Origin of the sequence: Flavobacterium sp. B183, assembly GCF_023539155.1 — a bacterium.
In the GTDB taxonomy this organism is placed as follows: domain Bacteria; phylum Bacteroidota; class Bacteroidia; order Flavobacteriales; family Flavobacteriaceae; genus Flavobacterium; species Flavobacterium tructae.
In genome coordinates, this window is sequence record NZ_CP097434.1 from 946,267 (window position 1) to 962,786 (window position 16,520).

Sequence of the window (16,520 nt, forward strand, 5' to 3'; positions counted from 1 at the left end):
GAAACAAAAATTAGCGTAAACGGAGAATGTTATTTAGAATCACTCTAAACAAACCTTTTCTAACAACTTGATTTTGCTACAAAAATACTTCTTTTTGCATAAAAACAGCTGTTTAGAAACAAAAAAACATGTAGCGATACAAAAAGTACTTTTAGCGTTATTTTTCTAAACACTATAGTGATAATTTTGTTGCACTTTTATGAAAGTGAATTTATGGAAAACAATAACGTACCGAAACACCTTTATTTTTATTCAGTTGGTCTGAGTTATAAAAAAGCTGATGCTGAGGTCAGAGGTCAATTTAGTCTGGATGCAGTTGCCAAAACACATTTGCTGGAACAGGCTAAAAAAGAGGGAATAGAAAGTTTAATTGTCACTTCGACTTGCAACAGAACCGAGATCTACGGTTTTGCAGAACATCCTTTTCAATTAATAAAGTTAATTTGTGATAATAGTAACGGATCTGTTGATGCTTTTCAAAAAGTAGGATTCGTTTATAAAAATCAGGAAGCGATCAATCACATGTTTCGCGTAGGAACCGGCTTAGACAGTCAGATCTTAGGTGATTTTGAAATTATCTCTCAAATCAAAACCAGTTTTACCCATTCGAAATCAATGGGTTTAGCCAATGCTTTTTTGGAAAGACTGGTAAACGCCGTGATTCAGGCGAGTAAAAAAATCAAAAACGAGACAGAAATCAGTTCAGGAGCCACTTCGGTTTCTTTTGCCTCGGTACAATACATTCTTAAAAATGTAGAAGATATCGGAAACAAAAACATTCTGCTTTTCGGAACTGGAAAAATAGGGAGAAATACCTGCGAGAATTTAGTAAAACATACTAAAAACGAACACATCACCTTAATCAACCGTACGAAAGACAAAGCAGAGAAATTAGCCGGAAAACTGAATCTTATTGTTAAAGATTACTCCGAACTACATCTTGAACTTCAAAAAGCCGATGTGGTCGTGGTAGCAACCGGGGCTCAAAACCCAACGGTTGACAAAGCTATCCTGAATCTTAAAAAACCTTTATTGATTCTGGATTTATCTATTCCGAAAAACGTTAATGAAAATGTTGAGGAGTTAGAAGGCGTGACCTTGATTCACATGGATTATTTATCACAGTTGACAGATGAAACGCTGGAAAACAGAAAACTGCATATTCCTGCTGCCGAAGCCATTATTGAGGAAGTTAAAGAAGAGTTTATAACCTGGACTAAAGGTCGTAAATTTGCTCCTACCATTAATGCTTTGAAAGAAAAACTAAACGCGATTAAAAACTCGGAATTAGATTTTCAAAGCAGAAAAATTGCTGATTTTAATGAGGAACAAGCTGAGATTATCAGTAACCGAATCATTCAGAAAATCACTACTCATTTTGCCAATCACTTAAAAGACGACAATACCATGGTTGATGAAAGCATCGAATGGATCGAAAAAGTCTTCAAAATAAAAGCATCTTAAGGTTTTCACCATTAAGACATTAAGACTCATTAAGCCAAGCTTTGTCAAGGGAATTAAGCAAAACTGATTTGAAACTTAACTTTCTTAAATTAATCACAACGCTTAATGAACCTTAATATCTTAATCGTTGAAATACAAAAAGTTCTATGACAAAAAAGGAGGTAACTCAATTGGCTTACGAAATTACCGGTTTTGCTATAAAAGTGCATAAAGCCTTAGGCCCGGGACTTTTAGAAAGCATTTATGAAAAGTGCCTCAAATATGAATTAGAACAAAATGGATACGATGTTAAACAGCAGCTGAGTGTTAAAATAGAATATTATAATCTTGAGTTGGAATCTGATTTAAGAATTGATCTTCTTGTTAATGATTGTGTCGTTGTTGAACTGAAAGCAATAGAAAATCTATTACCAATTCATGAAGCACAACTTTTAACTTATATGAAATTATTGCAAAGACCTCAAGGACTATTAATTAATTTCAATACTCTAAATATAACAAAATCAATGAAACCACTTGTAAATGATTATTTTGCAAGACTAATAGATTAACAGCTTCATTAGCTTAAAAAATCAACACAAAGCTAAATGAACCTTAATATCTTAATGGTTAAAATATAAAAATGGCAGAAAAAACAATCAGAATTGGAACCCGCGATAGCGAATTGGCACTTTGGCAAGCACACACTGTCGAGAAAAAACTAAACGATCTGGGTTATAAAACCGAAATTATTGCAGTAAAATCTACAGGTGATATTATCCTTGACAAACCGCTTTACGAACTTGGCATCACCGGAATTTTTACCAAAACGTTAGATATTGCTATGATTAATGGTGATGTAGATATTGCCGTTCACTCGATGAAGGATGTACCTACAGCTTTACCAAAAGGTATTGTTCAGGCAGCAGTTTTAGAAAGAGCCAATGTTCTTGATATTCTGGTTCATAAAGGAAATCCTGATTTTGCCAATCCAAGTACAATCGCAACCGGAAGTTTACGTCGTCAGGCGCAATGGTTCAACAAATACCCTAATCATACTGTTGTCGATTTACGCGGAAATGTAAATACCCGTATGCAAAAATTACAGGACAATAACTGGGACGGGGCAGTTTTTGCAGCAGCAGGTTTGGAGCGTATCAACTTAAAACCGGAAAATTATATCGATCTGGACTGGATGATTCCCGCACCGGCACAAGGGGCTATGGTGGTTGTGGCCATGGAAAACGACAATTATGCCCTTGAAGCTCTTTCACAATTAAACGATATTGAAACTGAGATTTGTACCTATATCGAACGTCAGTTTTTAAGAACTCTTGAAGGAGGCTGTACGGCTCCTATTGGAGCTTTGGTTCGCTATAATGAAGAGGAGGACACGCTTCACTTTCAGGGTGTTTTACTTTCGGTTGATGGAAAACAAAAACTCGAAATCAACAAGACTGTTGAAATTGGAGAGTGGAAAAAACTGGGATTCTTTGCTGCTCAGGAAATTCTAAACAACGGCGGAACAGAATTAATGCAAGCCATTAAAGAATCTTTGAAGAAATAATGAGTAAATCAATTCAAATAGTATCTACAAAAAAGCTTTCAACAGAGCAAAGACAAGCCTTAACAGCCGCTCATCTTGAAGTTATTGAAGCCGATTTTATTCAAACCGAAAATAAACCTTTCGAAATAAAAGACCTCAACGATAATTTGATTTTCACAAGTCAGAATGCCGTTCATAGTGTTCTCTCCCATCCCAAATCGGAAGAACTGAAAAGCAAAAATGTATTTTGCGTTGGTTTAAAAACCAAGATCCTCTTATCAGAAAACGGATTCAATGTTGTAGCTTACACTGGTTATGCTGCCGATTTAGCCGAAATTATCACTTTAATATACCGCAGTGAAAGCTATACTTTTTTCAGCGGAAACCTGCGCAGAGAAACGTTACCCAAAGCCTTAAAAGAAGCAGAACTAAAATTCAATGAAATTCAGGTTTATAATACTTCTTTGACCCCTCAGAAAATAAAGACTCCTGTTGATGCTATTCTGTTTTTCAGTCCATCAGGTGTACAAAGTTATCTGAAAGAAAATTCGATTAAAAAAGAAACCTGCTTTTGCATTGGTGAAACTACTGCAGAGGCTTTAGAAAAAATTACCAAAAATATCGTTATTGCAGATCAGCCAACGGTTGAAGATGTCATTGAGGATGTTTTACAAGAATATAAATAATCGCTGTATGCTTTAAGCTTTAGGCTATAAGCAAACAAAAAAATAAAAAACAAACATCGCTTAAAGCCTAAAGCTTAAAGCCTAAAGCAAAAAAACAATGTTAAAAAACGACCTATTTTTAAAAGCACTAAAAGGAGAAACCGTTCAACGCCCACCAGTTTGGATGATGCGTCAAGCCGGAAGATATTTACCGGAATTTAGAGCTTTACGTGATAAATATGATTTTTTCACCAGATGTGAAACTCCGGAACTGGCTGCCGAAATTACCGTTCAGCCAATCCGTAGAATTGCTCCGGATGCTGCTATTTTATTCTCTGATATTTTAGTGGTTCCACGTGCAATGGGTATTCATGTAGAATTGAAGGACAATTTAGGTCCAATTATTCCGGATCCTATTCGTACAATGGAGCAGGTGAATCAGGTTTTTGTTCCGGATGTAAATGAAACTTTAGGATATGTCTTTGATGCCATTAAATTAACAAAAGAAATGCTAAACGACGAAGTGCCATTAATTGGTTTCGCTGGTTCACCTTGGACCATCTTTTGTTATGCTGTTGAAGGAAAAGGTTCTAAAAGTTTTGATACTGCTAAAGGATTTTGCTTTTCAAACCCGGTTGCAGCACACACTTTATTACAAAAAATTACAGATACGACGATTTTATACTTAAAAGAAAAAGTAAAAGCGGGTGTTAATGCCGTTCAGATTTTTGATTCCTGGGGAGGAATGCTTTCTCCGGTTGACTATCAGGAATTCTCCTGGAAATACATCAACCAAATTATTGATGCATTGGCAGAAGTTACTCCTGTCATTGTGTTCGGAAAAGGATGCTGGTTTGCCTTAGGAGAAATGGGTAAAAGTAAAGCTTCGGCACTTGGTGTAGATTGGACTTGTACTCCTAGAAATGCTCGTTATTTATCAGGTGGAAATATTACTTTACAAGGTAATTTTGATCCTTCAAGATTGCTTTCTCCAATTCCAACCATCAAAAAAATGGTTCACGAAATGATCGACGAATTCGGAAAAGACAAATATATTGTAAATTTAGGTCATGGGATTTTACCAAATATCCCTGTAGACCACGCTAAAGCGTTTATTGACGCGGTTAAAGAATACGGAAACTAGTTTTCAGTACGCAGTCTCAGTTTTCAGCTGCCTACCAGCAAACTGAAAACTGAGACCGAAAACTGGAACTGAGACCAAAAACTAAAAAAAAATGCTCAACAAAGGCTTAAGAGACGAAGAAAAAATAAGAATTGATAACGTCCTCAAGACGTTACGATCACTTGTTTTTGTTCCTTATCCTTTGAATAATACGGAAAAAGAAAATATTGAAAATCAGCTGAAAGAAATCGGGCTAGATTTTGAAACTTTATCCTCTCAAAAAAATGAAGATTTGATCACATTCTTAATACAGCTTCATTTTGATTGGGAACATTTAGAGCAATTTGGAGACATTTTAATCGAATTCTCTAAAGATGAAAATCATAATTTTACCCATAAAGCTTTAGCTGTTTATGAATATATCCAACAAGAAAGTAAAGTTTTCTCTTTCGGGATAAATACTAAAATTGCTTCGGCCAAAAACAGATCCTAATGGTTTTTACAGATTGGAAAACAAATACGATTGCCAATATTCTTCCTGAGGAATTTTACAACCTCATCGAAAAGAATAGAAACCACATTCAAAAAACATTTCCCGTCACACTTTCTTACTGTACGGATCTCGAAAAAACGAAGCAGTTTCTTGCTTTCAACCAAGACAAAGAAAATCACAAAGAAGGATACTTTTTCTATCCAAGAGACACCAAAACCAATGCATTAATTGGCTATTTGTGCATCAAAAGCATTGACAATCGCATTTCAAAATGTGAACTGGGTTATTTTGTTGATGAAGATTATCAGGGAAAAGGAATTACTTCAAAAATGGTTTCCGAAACCTTAGCTTTTTGCTTCAATACTTTAAACATGAATAAAGTATTCATCTGTACCTCAAAAATCAACAAGGCAAGTCAGCAGATTGCTTTAAAACATCATTTTAAACAAGAAGGAATATTAAGAGAGGAATTTAAAAACAGTGACGGAACATTAGAAGATGTTGTTTACTTTGGATTACTCAAATCAGAATACAATATCCATGAAAGATAAATTTTACGCTTACATACAACAATTACAAGATCAGATTTGTGCCGGATTAGAAGCGGTTGACGGAACTGCAAAATTCCGCGAAGATCTTTGGAAACGCCCTGAAGGCGGCGGTGGAAGAACACGTGTAATCGAGAACGGAGCCGTTTTCGAAAAGGGCGGTGTCAATATTTCGGCCGTTCACGGAAAACTGCCGGAAGCCATGCAGAAAATGTTTAATGTAGACGAAGCCGATTTCTTTGCCTGCGGATTAAGTCTGGTTCTTCATCCTAAAAACCCAATGGTACCAACAGTTCATGCGAACTGGCGTTACTTTGAAATGTATGACACTTCGTCTTCGCTCAGTACAGGTCCAAGAAAAGTAATTCAACAGTGGTTTGGCGGCGGACAAGATTTAACTCCTTACTATTTGTTTGAAGAAGATGCTATTCACTTTCATCAGACCTGTAAAACGGCTTGCGACAAACATAATCCCGAGTTTTATCCTAAGTATAAAAAGCAATGTGATGCCTATTTCTGGAATGCACACCGAAACGAAGCCCGAGGTATTGGTGGTTTGTTCTTTGATTATTGCAAAGCAACCGAAACCATGTCAATGGAAGACTGGTACAATTTTGTAACCGAAGTGGGCAACAGTTTCCTGGAAGCTTATGTTCCAATTGTAGAAAGAAGAAAAAATCTGGAATACACAGCCGAAAATAGAAACTGGCAGGAAATCCGTCGTGGCCGTTATGTCGAATTCAATTTAGTTCATGATAAAGGCACGTTGTTCGGTTTGAAAACTAACGGAAGAATTGAAAGTATTTTAATGAGTTTGCCTCCGCACGTACAATGGGTTTACGATCATCATGCGGAAGCCGGAAGCGTTGAGGAAAAATTGATTCAGGTGTTAGAGAATCCAGTTGACTGGATTGAATTGCAATAAAGTCTATTTATTTTATTGTAGAAAATTTCTTTCAAAAAATAACATCCCATCAATAGATTTTTGTAGATTTAGTCTTTAAACCCATAAGGATGATCTCTATAAAAATCTGTTAGTATGGCAAGCACCTATTCTCAATTATACATTCATATTGTTTTCACCGTTAAAGGCCGGCAAAATCTGATTTCCAAAAATTGGAAAGACGAACTCTATAAATACATGACCGGCATTATTAGTAATAAAGGTCAAAAACTAATTGCTATTAACGGAATGCCGGATCATATTCATATCCTCATCGGGTTAAAACCGGATAAGTCAATATCGGATTTAGTAAGAGATATTAAAGCAAATTCTTCAAAATTCATAAATGACAGGAAGTGGGTTAATGGAAAATTTGAATGGCAAACCGGATTTGGGGCCTTTTCATATAGCCATTCCCATTTGACAAATGTTATACGATATATTGAAAATCAAGAAGAGCATCACAAAACAAAAACATTCAAAAAGGAATATATCGGTTTTTTAAAATTGTTTAATGTTGATTTTAAAAACGAATATTTATTTGATGATGTTAACGAATAATATATCATTACAAACATGCTATAAAATATATCGCTCCTCCGGAGCTTAAAAAATCTAATGCTCATATGCTATAGATATGCTGCTCCTTCGGAGCTCTGTAAAAAATAATAGAATTCTAAAACGAACACAATACCTCAAAAAAATTCTAAACCAATACATATCCAAGTCCCAAAGGGACGACATCTTTATAGATTTTTTTAAATGATCCATATCAGAGTCCCAACGGGACGATATATTTATAGCTATTTCAAGACAATACATAACCAAGTCTCAACGGGATGACATATTTGTAGATTTTTTTGTAGATTTAGTTTTTAAACCCCGAAGGGGTGACCTATTAAAAAATAATAATTCCCCTTTATTAAATTCTGAACCAATATCAGATAATTGCAATTTTTAACCAATGAATTTAAAACTGATTTATATCGTATTCCTCGGAAGCTTTTTTGGGTGTTTTGCTCAAAACGATTCACTGCTGAATCCTTATTTTAAATCCTATAACGATAAAATTACCGGCAGCGTTTATTATTTAGACACTTCAAATAGTTTTCAGATTGCTTCAGGTCCACAGGATTCACAAACATTTCTTAATCTTACTCCGAATAGAAGAGAACAGATTGGTTTTAATCTGAATTATAAAATCATTGATGTTTCTGTTGGTTTCGCTCCAAAATTTCTGAGCCAAAATAAAGGCGATTCCCATTCCAAGCATTTTAATTTCAATACCCGTTTTTACTATAAAAAATGGATGCAGTCCTTTACTTTTATCAATCAGAAAGGATTTTATATCAGTGATGATAATATAATGGCACAATTGCCCGATATGCGCACCACGAAAATTGGCGGATCTACGGCTTATGTTTTCAATCCTAAGTTTTCTTTTAAAACATTGGTAAGCCAAAACGAATGGCAGACCAAAAGCTCCGGAAGTTTTATTCCGACTTTTTCTTTTTATTATACCAATCTCAATCTAAATAATACACCGGATTCTTCAAACGCCGATATCTATGTTTTTTCGATAGCACCCTCCTATTTTTATAATTTTGTAATTAGTCAACGCGTTTTAATTGGTGCCGGAATTGCTTTAGGGGTTGGAATTAATGATATTGACGGCGATTCATCAGCTCTGTATCAAGCCGATTTTAATTTAAAACTTGCCTACAATAATGACCGCTTCTTTGCTTTTGCAAGCATCAATACAGTAAGTTTTGCCCAGGACGATAAAGTCAATCCGCGATTGAATGATAATGTTGCCACTTTAAAACTTTCTGCCGGTTACCGATTTGATCCACCCAAAAAAATAAAAGAAGTTTACGATAAAGTAAATCAGAAAATAGGTTTGTAATTTTTTAATCCAAAATCTTCATTCTAAAATCTAAAATAAAATAGTATGGCAAATGTGAGCAAAGAACAATTGAACCGCATGCAGACCGGAAAAGGATTTATTGCTGCATTAGATCAAAGTGGCGGAAGTACACCAAAAGCATTAGCACAATACGGTGTAGAGGAAAGCAGTTATACAACCGAAGAAGAAATGTACACCCTCGTACATGAAATGAGAACCCGAATTATTAAAAGTCCCGCCTTTAGCAGCAAATATATTCTGGGAGCTATTTTGTTCGAAAATACGATGGACCGCAAAATCGATGGGCAATGGACTGCTGATTATTTGTGGGAGCATAAAAATATCGTTCCCTTTCTAAAAGTAGACAAAGGTCTTGCTGAGCTCGAAAACGGGGTACAACTCATGAAACCCATTTCTAATCTGAACGAATTGTTAACTCGCGCTGTAGAACGCAATATTTTCGGAACCAAGATGCGTTCCGTAATCAAAGAAGCCAATGTTACGGGAATTCGCGAAGTCGTTGAACAGCAATTTGCAGTAGGACTTCAAATATTTAACAAAGGCCTTGTCCCAATTATTGAACCTGAGATTGATATTTATAGCGCTGACAAAGAAAAATCAGAAGAAATTCTAAAAGCAGAAATCATCAGGCAGCTTAATTTACTGGACAAAGAAGTAAAAGTGATGCTGAAACTTTCGATTCCAACCGTAAATGATTTTTACGAAGAATTAATGTCCGATCCTCATGTGGTACGTGTAGTGGCATTGTCCGGAGGTTATGCGCAGGAAGAGGCCAACCAAAAACTGGCTTTAAATCACGGATTGATTGCCAGCTTCTCGCGAGCGCTTTCGGAAGGGCTAACGTTTGGTCAGTCTGATGATGAATTTAATTCAAAACTTGAAAAATCCATTAACGGAATTTATGAAGCATCGATCCTCTAAAATCAGAATAAAAAATCCCCGAAAAAGATCAGATCTCTTTCGGGGATTTTAGTTTTATATCGAGCTTTAGATTATTTACTCAATTCTTCTGCTAAATCCAACGTTTGCAGGATGATATTTTTATCTGATTTTGAAGCATTTAATTTCAACTCAAATTTCAATTTGTTATCGATCAGCTTTTTAGGAGACTGTATAGCAATATCACTAAACTGCTCTGACAATCGTTTCAATTTTTCTGAATCTTTCCCTTTTGCTTTGCCTGAATTCTCATAAGCAAATGATGCTCTTGCAAAATTTAATTTTCCGGAGATGTAATTTTTCTTTAACTCCTTTTTTGCTTCCTTAACAAAAAGTCCTTTTCCATCATTAAAATAATCTAAAGTATTGGCTATCAAAACCACATCTTTGTCTTTTTTGATAAAAATAGTCCCATAGTCTTCCGTTCCAAAAATTTCATAAAAATCTCCTTTTTGCTCCAGGATTTTTTTGCGAAGTCCCAATTGGATTAACTTATCACCAAAAGTAGGATGCGTCGAGGTAAATACCATAGAGAATAACGGAATGTTCTTCTTCACTTTTTCCTCTGTTATCTTCTCTTCATAATTTTCATCATATCCATATACTTTCTTAGTCACCTCAACTTCATTAACATGATACAAAAACATACTTAAATCACCATCAAAAAGCGTTGCAGTAGCTTCTTCATCCACGATTGTCGAAATTAAATCCGTAATAACCGTCAAATCTTCTTTTACTAAATACTGACTTTGAAATAAATCTGCCACTAACGTTGGAAATTTTTCCAGTGCCGCCTTAGTATTGATATGATAAGACATATATCCTAATGGATTTTCATCCGGAAAATAGTTGAAAATATTTTTGTTGATCTTTCTGTCCGTCATTTTCCCAACAATCTGCGCCATTGGTTCAGCATATTCAATCACTTCTTCAATACGGGCGTTGTCATTCTCAAAATAAAAATCCAGATTAATTCCTTTTACCATATTTGCCGCATTACTCTGCATGGGTAAAAACTTATTGTAACTGGTGAATTTCGATAAAAGACCATAAGCCGAATTTAAACTGGTCATAGCCGAACTGTAATTCAGCCAGGACGAAATATCGGCTGCCTTATTTATTTTTTCAGAAACAGGTGCGGTGAATCCATTTTCGAATAGTGACTTGATAAAAAGGCTTTGTTGTTCGGCTTGCAAAAGATTAAAATCAGCCTCTGCTTTCTCGTATGCTGTATTAGACACCGCTACAGCTTCTTCTGTTTCTTTTGCAGCACTAGCCGCAGCCTCTTCAGCCGATTGCGCAGGTTCTGCTGTTGTTTCTGTTGAAGTTTCCTGATAAGGTTCATCTATCGCAATAGAATCCTGCGTTCTGTCTTCCCAGTCGTATGATTTTGGCTTGTATTTTTTAGTCAATTCAACCAAAACCAGATAATTATCGTTCCAGACAAATGAAGTCTTTTGATTTTTGGGTGTAAAAACAGCGTATTTGCCATAATCCTGAATTACGGGAACCTCAACTGAATCTGTGTTTTTATTCTTTGTATGCTCTTCAATTAAGAACTGCTTCACTGCTTCTTTGTTTTTGATCGGAAGCGTCACCTGATAGTACGGAATACTGTCTGTGAAGTTACCATGAACGGTTATCTTTTGATCCAATTTAAAAAGAGCTGTATACTTCTTAAGATCGAGACTGGCTTTGCCTTCTTTGTATTTACTAATTAGCGGATGATTTACTATTTGATCAACGCTTACTTTTTTCGAAAGCTGATCTCCGTTAAACTGTACAAAATAATCGTAGGATTTTGAATTGAGCTGTCCAAAAGTCAAATGTGTGGCTAATACTAAAAATAAAATATAAAATTGCTTCATAAATCAAGGGATTAATTGGATTGTATTGTTCATTAAGGCCGATTTTTTAAGTACGCTGTACATACTTTGTTTTAAGAAAACGGTCTTTTTGTTTGGTGAAATTCTGCTGTTCGGATTCTCTACGGCCTTAACATCTTTATCAAAAGTATAAATCGCTGTAATACTTGCCGCTTCCAGATCTTCCTTTTTCTTTGGATCTTTTACTACTTTTTCAGGAACCGGATAGGAGGCGATCCTTTCAAAACTTTTGGCATTGCTGCTAAAATGAACTTGATTGCTCTGATTGTTTATCGTATTAACAACAGCATTGAGCGCTTTCAGATTGGCATAATTGAGTTTGATAATAAAAACATACTGATCAAAATCAGTTTTAGTGGTTACATTGGTAATACCGTCAATTTTTAAGGCTTTGACTTTAAAATCTTCCAGTTTTTTGGTGATTTCCTGTTCGTTTGGGATTTTCACACCATCAACCTCTTCCATCCACATGGCCGATTTTGTCTTAAACCATGATTTCGAAAAGTCAACCATCAGCGTATACTCTCCACTTTGGTCGTCGTGGTGTTTGATTCTTTCTGTTATTTCGAAACAGCTGGTTAGCAGTAAACAACAGCATAATGCGAGAAATTTCTTCATTAGACAAATTTATAGGTAAATATTCAAAAAAACCAGAGCCTGAAAGTTAATTCTAAATTTACATCTCCAATTGCTTTTTGAAACTTCACGAACGAAGACATAACTGCCATATTCTGCAAATTTTTAGATAATATTAACGGATTCTACCGGGGGCTAAACGCCTTATTCTGTTCCTTTTTCTTTAACTTTGTGGCACTTATTAAAAAGTAGCACAATCTTCAAAAAAACAAAAAACAATACACTTTAGAAAGTAGGATTCTCCATCATATTTCGAAGAAATCGGTTGCAATCTAAAATCTAAATCTAAAATCTAAATTTTTATGTTCCCATTACAAAGAAACCGCCGTTTAAGAACCAATGAATCCATTCGTTCTTTAGTTCGTGAAACCAGTTTAAGTCCACAGGATTTTATGCTTCCGATGTTTGTTACTGAAGGAAAAGATGTAAAAGTGGCCATACCGTCTATGCCGGGAATTTACCGTCATTCTCTGGACAATACGATTAAAGAAGTAAAAGAAGCCTGGGATTTAGGAATTAAAGCGGTGAACATCTACGTAAAAATCAGCGATCATTTAAAAGACAATAAAGGTGTCGAAGCCTGGAACAAAGACGGTTTGATGCAGCAAACGATCCGCGCGATAAAAGATGCTGTTCCTGAAATGATTGTAATGCCGGATGTGGCTCTCGATCCTTATTCAATTTATGGTCATGATGGAATTATCGAAAACGGACAGCTTCTGAATGATCCTACAGTTGATGCTTTAACCCGAATGAGTTTAAGTCACGCAGAAGCGGGAGCCGATTTTGTTGCGCCAAGTGATATGATGGACGGAAGGGTTTTAGCCATTAGAAAAGCATTGGAAGAAAACGGACATCACAATGTGGGAATCATGAGTTACAGTGCCAAATATGCTTCGGCATTTTACGGGCCATTTCGTGACGCTTTAGATTCTGCTCCTGTAGATTCTCAAAATATCCCAAAAGATAAGAAAACGTACCAAATGGATTATGCCAACAGAATTGAAGGAATTCGTGAAGCTTTATTAGATGTTGAAGAGGGTGCAGATATCGTTATGGTAAAACCGGGAATCGCTTATTTAGACATTGTTCGTGAGGTGAAAAATGCCGTTCATGTACCGGTTGCCGTTTACCAGGTATCTGGTGAGTACGCTATGGTAAAGGCCGCAGCAGAGAGAGGGTGGCTTGATCACGACAAAATTATGTTAGAGCAACTATATTGCATTAAGCGCGCAGGCGCCAGTATTATCTCGACTTACTTTGCCAAAGAAGCAGCAGTCTTACTAAACAAATAGCATGAAAAAAATACTATTCTTATCAGCCGTTTTAGCGTTTGCATCCTGTAAAAAAGAAACTGCAGAAACGCCAGTTGAAACTACAACAGAAGCCTATTCAGAAGGAGAAACAGCAAAAGCCAAAACTCCGGAAGAATTTGGAAAACAAATTTTTGAAGGACAGGGAAATTGTTTCTCCTGTCATCAGCCGGACAAAAAAGTAATTGGCCCAAGTATTCAGGAAATAGCCAAAATATACAAAGACAAAAACGGAGATATTGTTACTTTCCTGAAAGGAAATGCTGATCCTATTGTTGATCCGAGTCAGTTTGCCGTTATGAAGACTAATTTTCCGGTAACACAGGCGATGTCGGATGAAGAACTAAAAGCTATTGAAACCTATATTTACAGCCATTTAAAGTAAGATTATCGTTTCCTGCTGACATACTGTTGTCATTGCGTCATTTTACCTTTACAGCTTAACAAAAACAAGTAAGATGGAACAAAAATTCAATGTTATTGGTATTTCAATAAGAACGACTAACGAAAATGGACAATCGGGAACAGATATTCCGGCACTTTGGAATCGATTTATGTCAGAAGGAATTCTTCAAAAAATTCCCAATAAAACTAGTAATGCAATCTATTGTATCTATACGGACTATGAAAAGGATTATACACGTCCTTATACCACAATATTGGGCTGTGTAGTAGAAAATCTAACTGTTATTCCGGAAGGAATGGTTGCCAAAACGATCTCCGGAGTTCATTACCAAAAGTTTACTGCCAAAGGCAATCTGGCCGATGGTATTGTGATTAACGAATGGATAAAAATTTGGAACTCGGATTTAGACAGGCTTTACACCGAAGATTTTGAAATTTACGGGGAACAGGCTCAAAATCCTGAAGATGCAGAGGTTGATATTTATATTGCGATCTCATAAATACAAAAACAAAAACGGCGCTAAAATTAGCGCCGTTTTTTATGGTTTTTCTGTTACCAGATTTTAACTCTTTTATCAGGATCAATGTACATTTTGTCTCCTTTTTTAATATCGAAAGCCTTGTAAAAAGCATCAACATTTTGAATTGGCACTACAGCTCTGTACATTCCAGGTGAATGCGGATCTGTTTTAACCTGGCTTTTGATAGCCTCGTCTCTTGATTTCGTTCTCCATACCGTAGCCCATGAAATAAAGAAACGCTGCTCTGGCGTAAATCCGTCAATTAATCCCGGATTTCCATTGGCTTTCAAATACAATTGCAATCCATCGTAAGCTGCATTTATTCCACCTAAATCACCAATATTTTCACCTAAAGTAAATTTACCGTCAACGTGAATTCCAGGCAGAGGCTCTAAAGCGCTGTACTGTGCTGCAAGAGCTCCTCCAAGAGCTGTAAATTGTTTTAAATCTTCCGGTGTCCACCAGTCTACAAGATTACCATCAGCATTGTAACGTGCTCCTGAATCATCAAATCCGTGAGAAATCTCATGTCCGATTACTGCTCCTATTCCACCGTAATTCACGGCTTCGTCTGCCTGATAATTGTAAAAAGGCGGTTGAAGAATCGCTGCCGGGAAAACAATCTCGTTGTAAGATGGGTTGAAGTAAGCATTTACCGTTTGCGGAGACATTCCCCACTCTGTTTTATCAACCGGTTTTCCTAATTTAGCCAGGTTCTCAGCATAAGCCCATTTTGAGATACTTCTCATATTGTCAAAATACGTTCCGCCTTCCCCTACATTTTTAAGCTCTAAAGCTGAATAGTCTTTCCATTTATCAGGATATCCGATTTTAATGGTTAGTTTTTTCAATTTCTCAATTGCTTTTACTTTGGTTTGTTGGGACATCCAAGGCAATGCATTAATTCTGTTTTCGTAAGCTAACATTACATTAGCAATCATTTTCTTTGCTTTGTCTTTTGCTTCAGCAGGGAATAATTTCTCTACATACAATTTTCCTAAAGCTTCACCGGTAGCAGTATTAATTACCTGTAACGCCATTTCTTCACGAGGACGTTGTTTTAAAGCACCTGTCAACGTTTTTCCGTAGAAATCAAAATTAGCATTTTCAATATCTGTAGTCAAAGTCGAAGCAGTTCTGTTTAATAAAGACCATTTTAAGTATTCTTTCCAAGCCTCTACTTTCTTTTCAGAAAATGTCTTTTCCAAAGCAATCATATAACGCGGCTGCGCTACATTTACACTATCCAATTTTGTCATTCCAATTCCGGCAAAATACTTTTCCCATTGAATAGAAGGTGTGTTCTTTTTTAAATCAGCAATTGCTGTTGGATTGTATTGTTTTCTACGGTCTCTGCGCTCTACACGGTCTAATCTTGGAGCAGACAATTCGATTTCTAATGCCAGAATTTGTTTGGCACTTTCTTTTGCTTTTGCAGGAGATTCGCCAATGAACTGTAACATTCTGGCAACGTGTACTTCATACTTCTCACGTTTTTCTTTTGAATCTTTATCATCAGCGTTGTAATAATCTTTGTCTGATAATCCTAAACCACCCGGGCCTAAGTTAACGGTGTTTTTGTTACTGTTTTTTGCATCTGGCCCCACAAAAACACCAAAGAAACCAATACCGCCTTGTGGCTGCATTTCGATAAAGAAGTTTTGAAGATCTGTTACATTTTTAATGGCATCGATCTTTTTTAAGAAAGGCTGAAGCGGTGTAACTCCTCTTTTATTACGTCCAACAGTATCTAAAATCGTATTGAATAAAGCAATCGCTTTACCCTGATCTGTATTGGATTTGTACTTAGGGTCTTTTGATGCTTCTTTTAAGATAGCAAGTGCATCATTATCCGTTTTCTGACGTAGTTCATTGAAACTTCCCCAGGAATTTCTATCACCAGGAATTTCAGTTTTGTCCAACCAGCTCCCGTTTACATATTTAAAGAAGTCTTCTTTTGGACTTACCTTGGTATCCATATTAGACAGATTGATACCGGGCTCTTTTGGTTTTGCACTTTGTGCGTTTACTGCGGTAATAGTAACCATTGCAGAAACAACGCAAAACATTGGTTTTCGTAATTGTTTGATCATTTTTCTTTGTAGTTTTTAGTATATACACAAACATATTCT

At 36.1% G+C, this 16,520-nt stretch carries 17 protein-coding genes; 14 read left to right on the forward strand and 3 right to left on the reverse strand.

Features of this window, described 5'->3' with window-relative positions:
- The first annotated feature begins 213 nt into the window (after positions 1 to 213).
- The 11 genes from hemA (at position 214) to M4I44_RS04315 (ending at position 9,609) form a co-directional block, all read left to right on the forward strand.
- Positions 214 to 1,464, forward strand: coding sequence for a glutamyl-tRNA reductase (gene hemA / locus M4I44_RS04265; RefSeq protein ID WP_249966610.1), 1,251 nt, complete (start codon positions 214 to 216; stop codon positions 1,462 to 1,464).
- Positions 1,465 to 1,610: 146 nt separating this feature from the next.
- Complete coding sequence (locus tag M4I44_RS04270; protein WP_017495822.1) at positions 1,611 to 2,015, forward strand: GxxExxY protein; 405 nt, start codon at positions 1,611 to 1,613, stop codon at positions 2,013 to 2,015.
- A 71-nt stretch (positions 2,016 to 2,086) separates the two neighbouring features.
- Positions 2,087 to 3,010, forward strand: coding sequence for a hydroxymethylbilane synthase (gene hemC / locus M4I44_RS04275; protein ID WP_089076099.1), 924 nt, complete (start codon positions 2,087 to 2,089; stop codon positions 3,008 to 3,010).
- Positions 3,010 to 3,675 carry a uroporphyrinogen-III synthase gene (locus tag M4I44_RS04280; protein WP_249966611.1) on the forward strand — a complete coding sequence of 222 codons (666 nt, stop codon included), beginning with the start codon at positions 3,010 to 3,012 and terminating at the stop codon, positions 3,673 to 3,675. Before hemC ends, M4I44_RS04280 begins: the two co-directional genes overlap by 1 nt.
- 97 nt (positions 3,676 to 3,772) lie before the next feature.
- Positions 3,773 to 4,798, forward strand: coding sequence for a uroporphyrinogen decarboxylase (gene hemE / locus M4I44_RS04285; RefSeq protein WP_017495819.1), 1,026 nt, complete (start codon positions 3,773 to 3,775; stop codon positions 4,796 to 4,798).
- A gap of 91 nt (positions 4,799 to 4,889) precedes the next feature.
- Positions 4,890 to 5,270: a hypothetical protein gene (locus M4I44_RS04290; RefSeq protein WP_017495818.1), complete on the forward strand. Its 381-nt coding sequence runs from the start codon at positions 4,890 to 4,892 to the stop codon at positions 5,268 to 5,270.
- Positions 5,270 to 5,821 (forward strand): GNAT family N-acetyltransferase, encoded by a 552-nt coding sequence (locus M4I44_RS04295; protein WP_249966612.1) that lies wholly within the window; start codon positions 5,270 to 5,272, stop codon positions 5,819 to 5,821. Before M4I44_RS04290 ends, M4I44_RS04295 begins: the two co-directional genes overlap by 1 nt.
- Complete coding sequence (hemF, locus tag M4I44_RS04300) at positions 5,811 to 6,743, forward strand: oxygen-dependent coproporphyrinogen oxidase (protein WP_017495816.1); 933 nt, start codon at positions 5,811 to 5,813, stop codon at positions 6,741 to 6,743. The genes M4I44_RS04295 and hemF overlap by 11 nt, the downstream gene beginning before the upstream one ends.
- Before the next feature lie 114 nt (positions 6,744 to 6,857).
- Positions 6,858 to 7,322 carry an IS200/IS605 family transposase gene (gene tnpA / locus M4I44_RS04305; RefSeq protein WP_089076105.1) on the forward strand — a complete coding sequence of 155 codons (465 nt, stop codon included), beginning with the start codon at positions 6,858 to 6,860 and terminating at the stop codon, positions 7,320 to 7,322.
- Positions 7,323 to 7,725: 403 nt separating this feature from the next.
- Positions 7,726 to 8,667 carry a DUF4421 family protein gene (locus tag M4I44_RS04310; RefSeq protein WP_017495814.1) on the forward strand — a complete coding sequence of 314 codons (942 nt, stop codon included), beginning with the start codon at positions 7,726 to 7,728 and terminating at the stop codon, positions 8,665 to 8,667.
- A gap of 54 nt (positions 8,668 to 8,721) precedes the next feature.
- A complete protein-coding gene (locus tag M4I44_RS04315) occupies positions 8,722 to 9,609 on the forward strand; it encodes a fructose bisphosphate aldolase (RefSeq protein WP_249967409.1) in 888 nt (295 codons plus the stop codon).
- Positions 9,610 to 9,680: 71 nt separating this feature from the next.
- On the opposite strand, the gene M4I44_RS04320 is transcribed toward M4I44_RS04315, so the two are convergent.
- Both M4I44_RS04320 and M4I44_RS04325 read right to left on the reverse strand, forming a co-directional pair.
- Positions 9,681 to 11,495: a hypothetical protein gene (locus M4I44_RS04320; RefSeq protein ID WP_249966613.1), complete on the reverse strand. Its 1,815-nt coding sequence runs from the start codon at positions 11,493 to 11,495 to the stop codon at positions 9,681 to 9,683.
- A 3-nt stretch (positions 11,496 to 11,498) separates the two neighbouring features.
- A complete protein-coding gene (locus M4I44_RS04325) occupies positions 11,499 to 12,131 on the reverse strand; it encodes a hypothetical protein (protein WP_249966614.1) in 633 nt (210 codons plus the stop codon).
- Positions 12,132 to 12,451: 320 nt separating this feature from the next.
- On the opposite strand from M4I44_RS04325, the gene hemB reads away from it, so the two are divergent.
- From hemB to M4I44_RS04340, 3 genes are all read left to right on the forward strand, one after another.
- Positions 12,452 to 13,444, forward strand: coding sequence for a porphobilinogen synthase (gene hemB / locus M4I44_RS04330; RefSeq protein ID WP_089076108.1), 993 nt, complete (start codon positions 12,452 to 12,454; stop codon positions 13,442 to 13,444).
- Between the two features lies 1 nt (position 13,445).
- Positions 13,446 to 13,847 carry a c-type cytochrome gene (locus M4I44_RS04335; protein WP_202700760.1) on the forward strand — a complete coding sequence of 134 codons (402 nt, stop codon included), beginning with the start codon at positions 13,446 to 13,448 and terminating at the stop codon, positions 13,845 to 13,847.
- Positions 13,848 to 13,920: 73 nt separating this feature from the next.
- A complete protein-coding gene (locus tag M4I44_RS04340; protein WP_017495808.1) occupies positions 13,921 to 14,367 on the forward strand; it encodes a GyrI-like domain-containing protein in 447 nt (148 codons plus the stop codon).
- A gap of 53 nt (positions 14,368 to 14,420) precedes the next feature.
- Here M4I44_RS04340 and M4I44_RS04345 read toward each other — a convergent pair whose 3' ends face one another.
- Positions 14,421 to 16,481, reverse strand: a complete 2,061-nt coding sequence (locus M4I44_RS04345) for a M13 family metallopeptidase (protein ID WP_249966615.1) — start codon at positions 16,479 to 16,481, stop codon at positions 14,421 to 14,423.
- Positions 16,482 to 16,520: the final 39 nt, after the last annotated feature.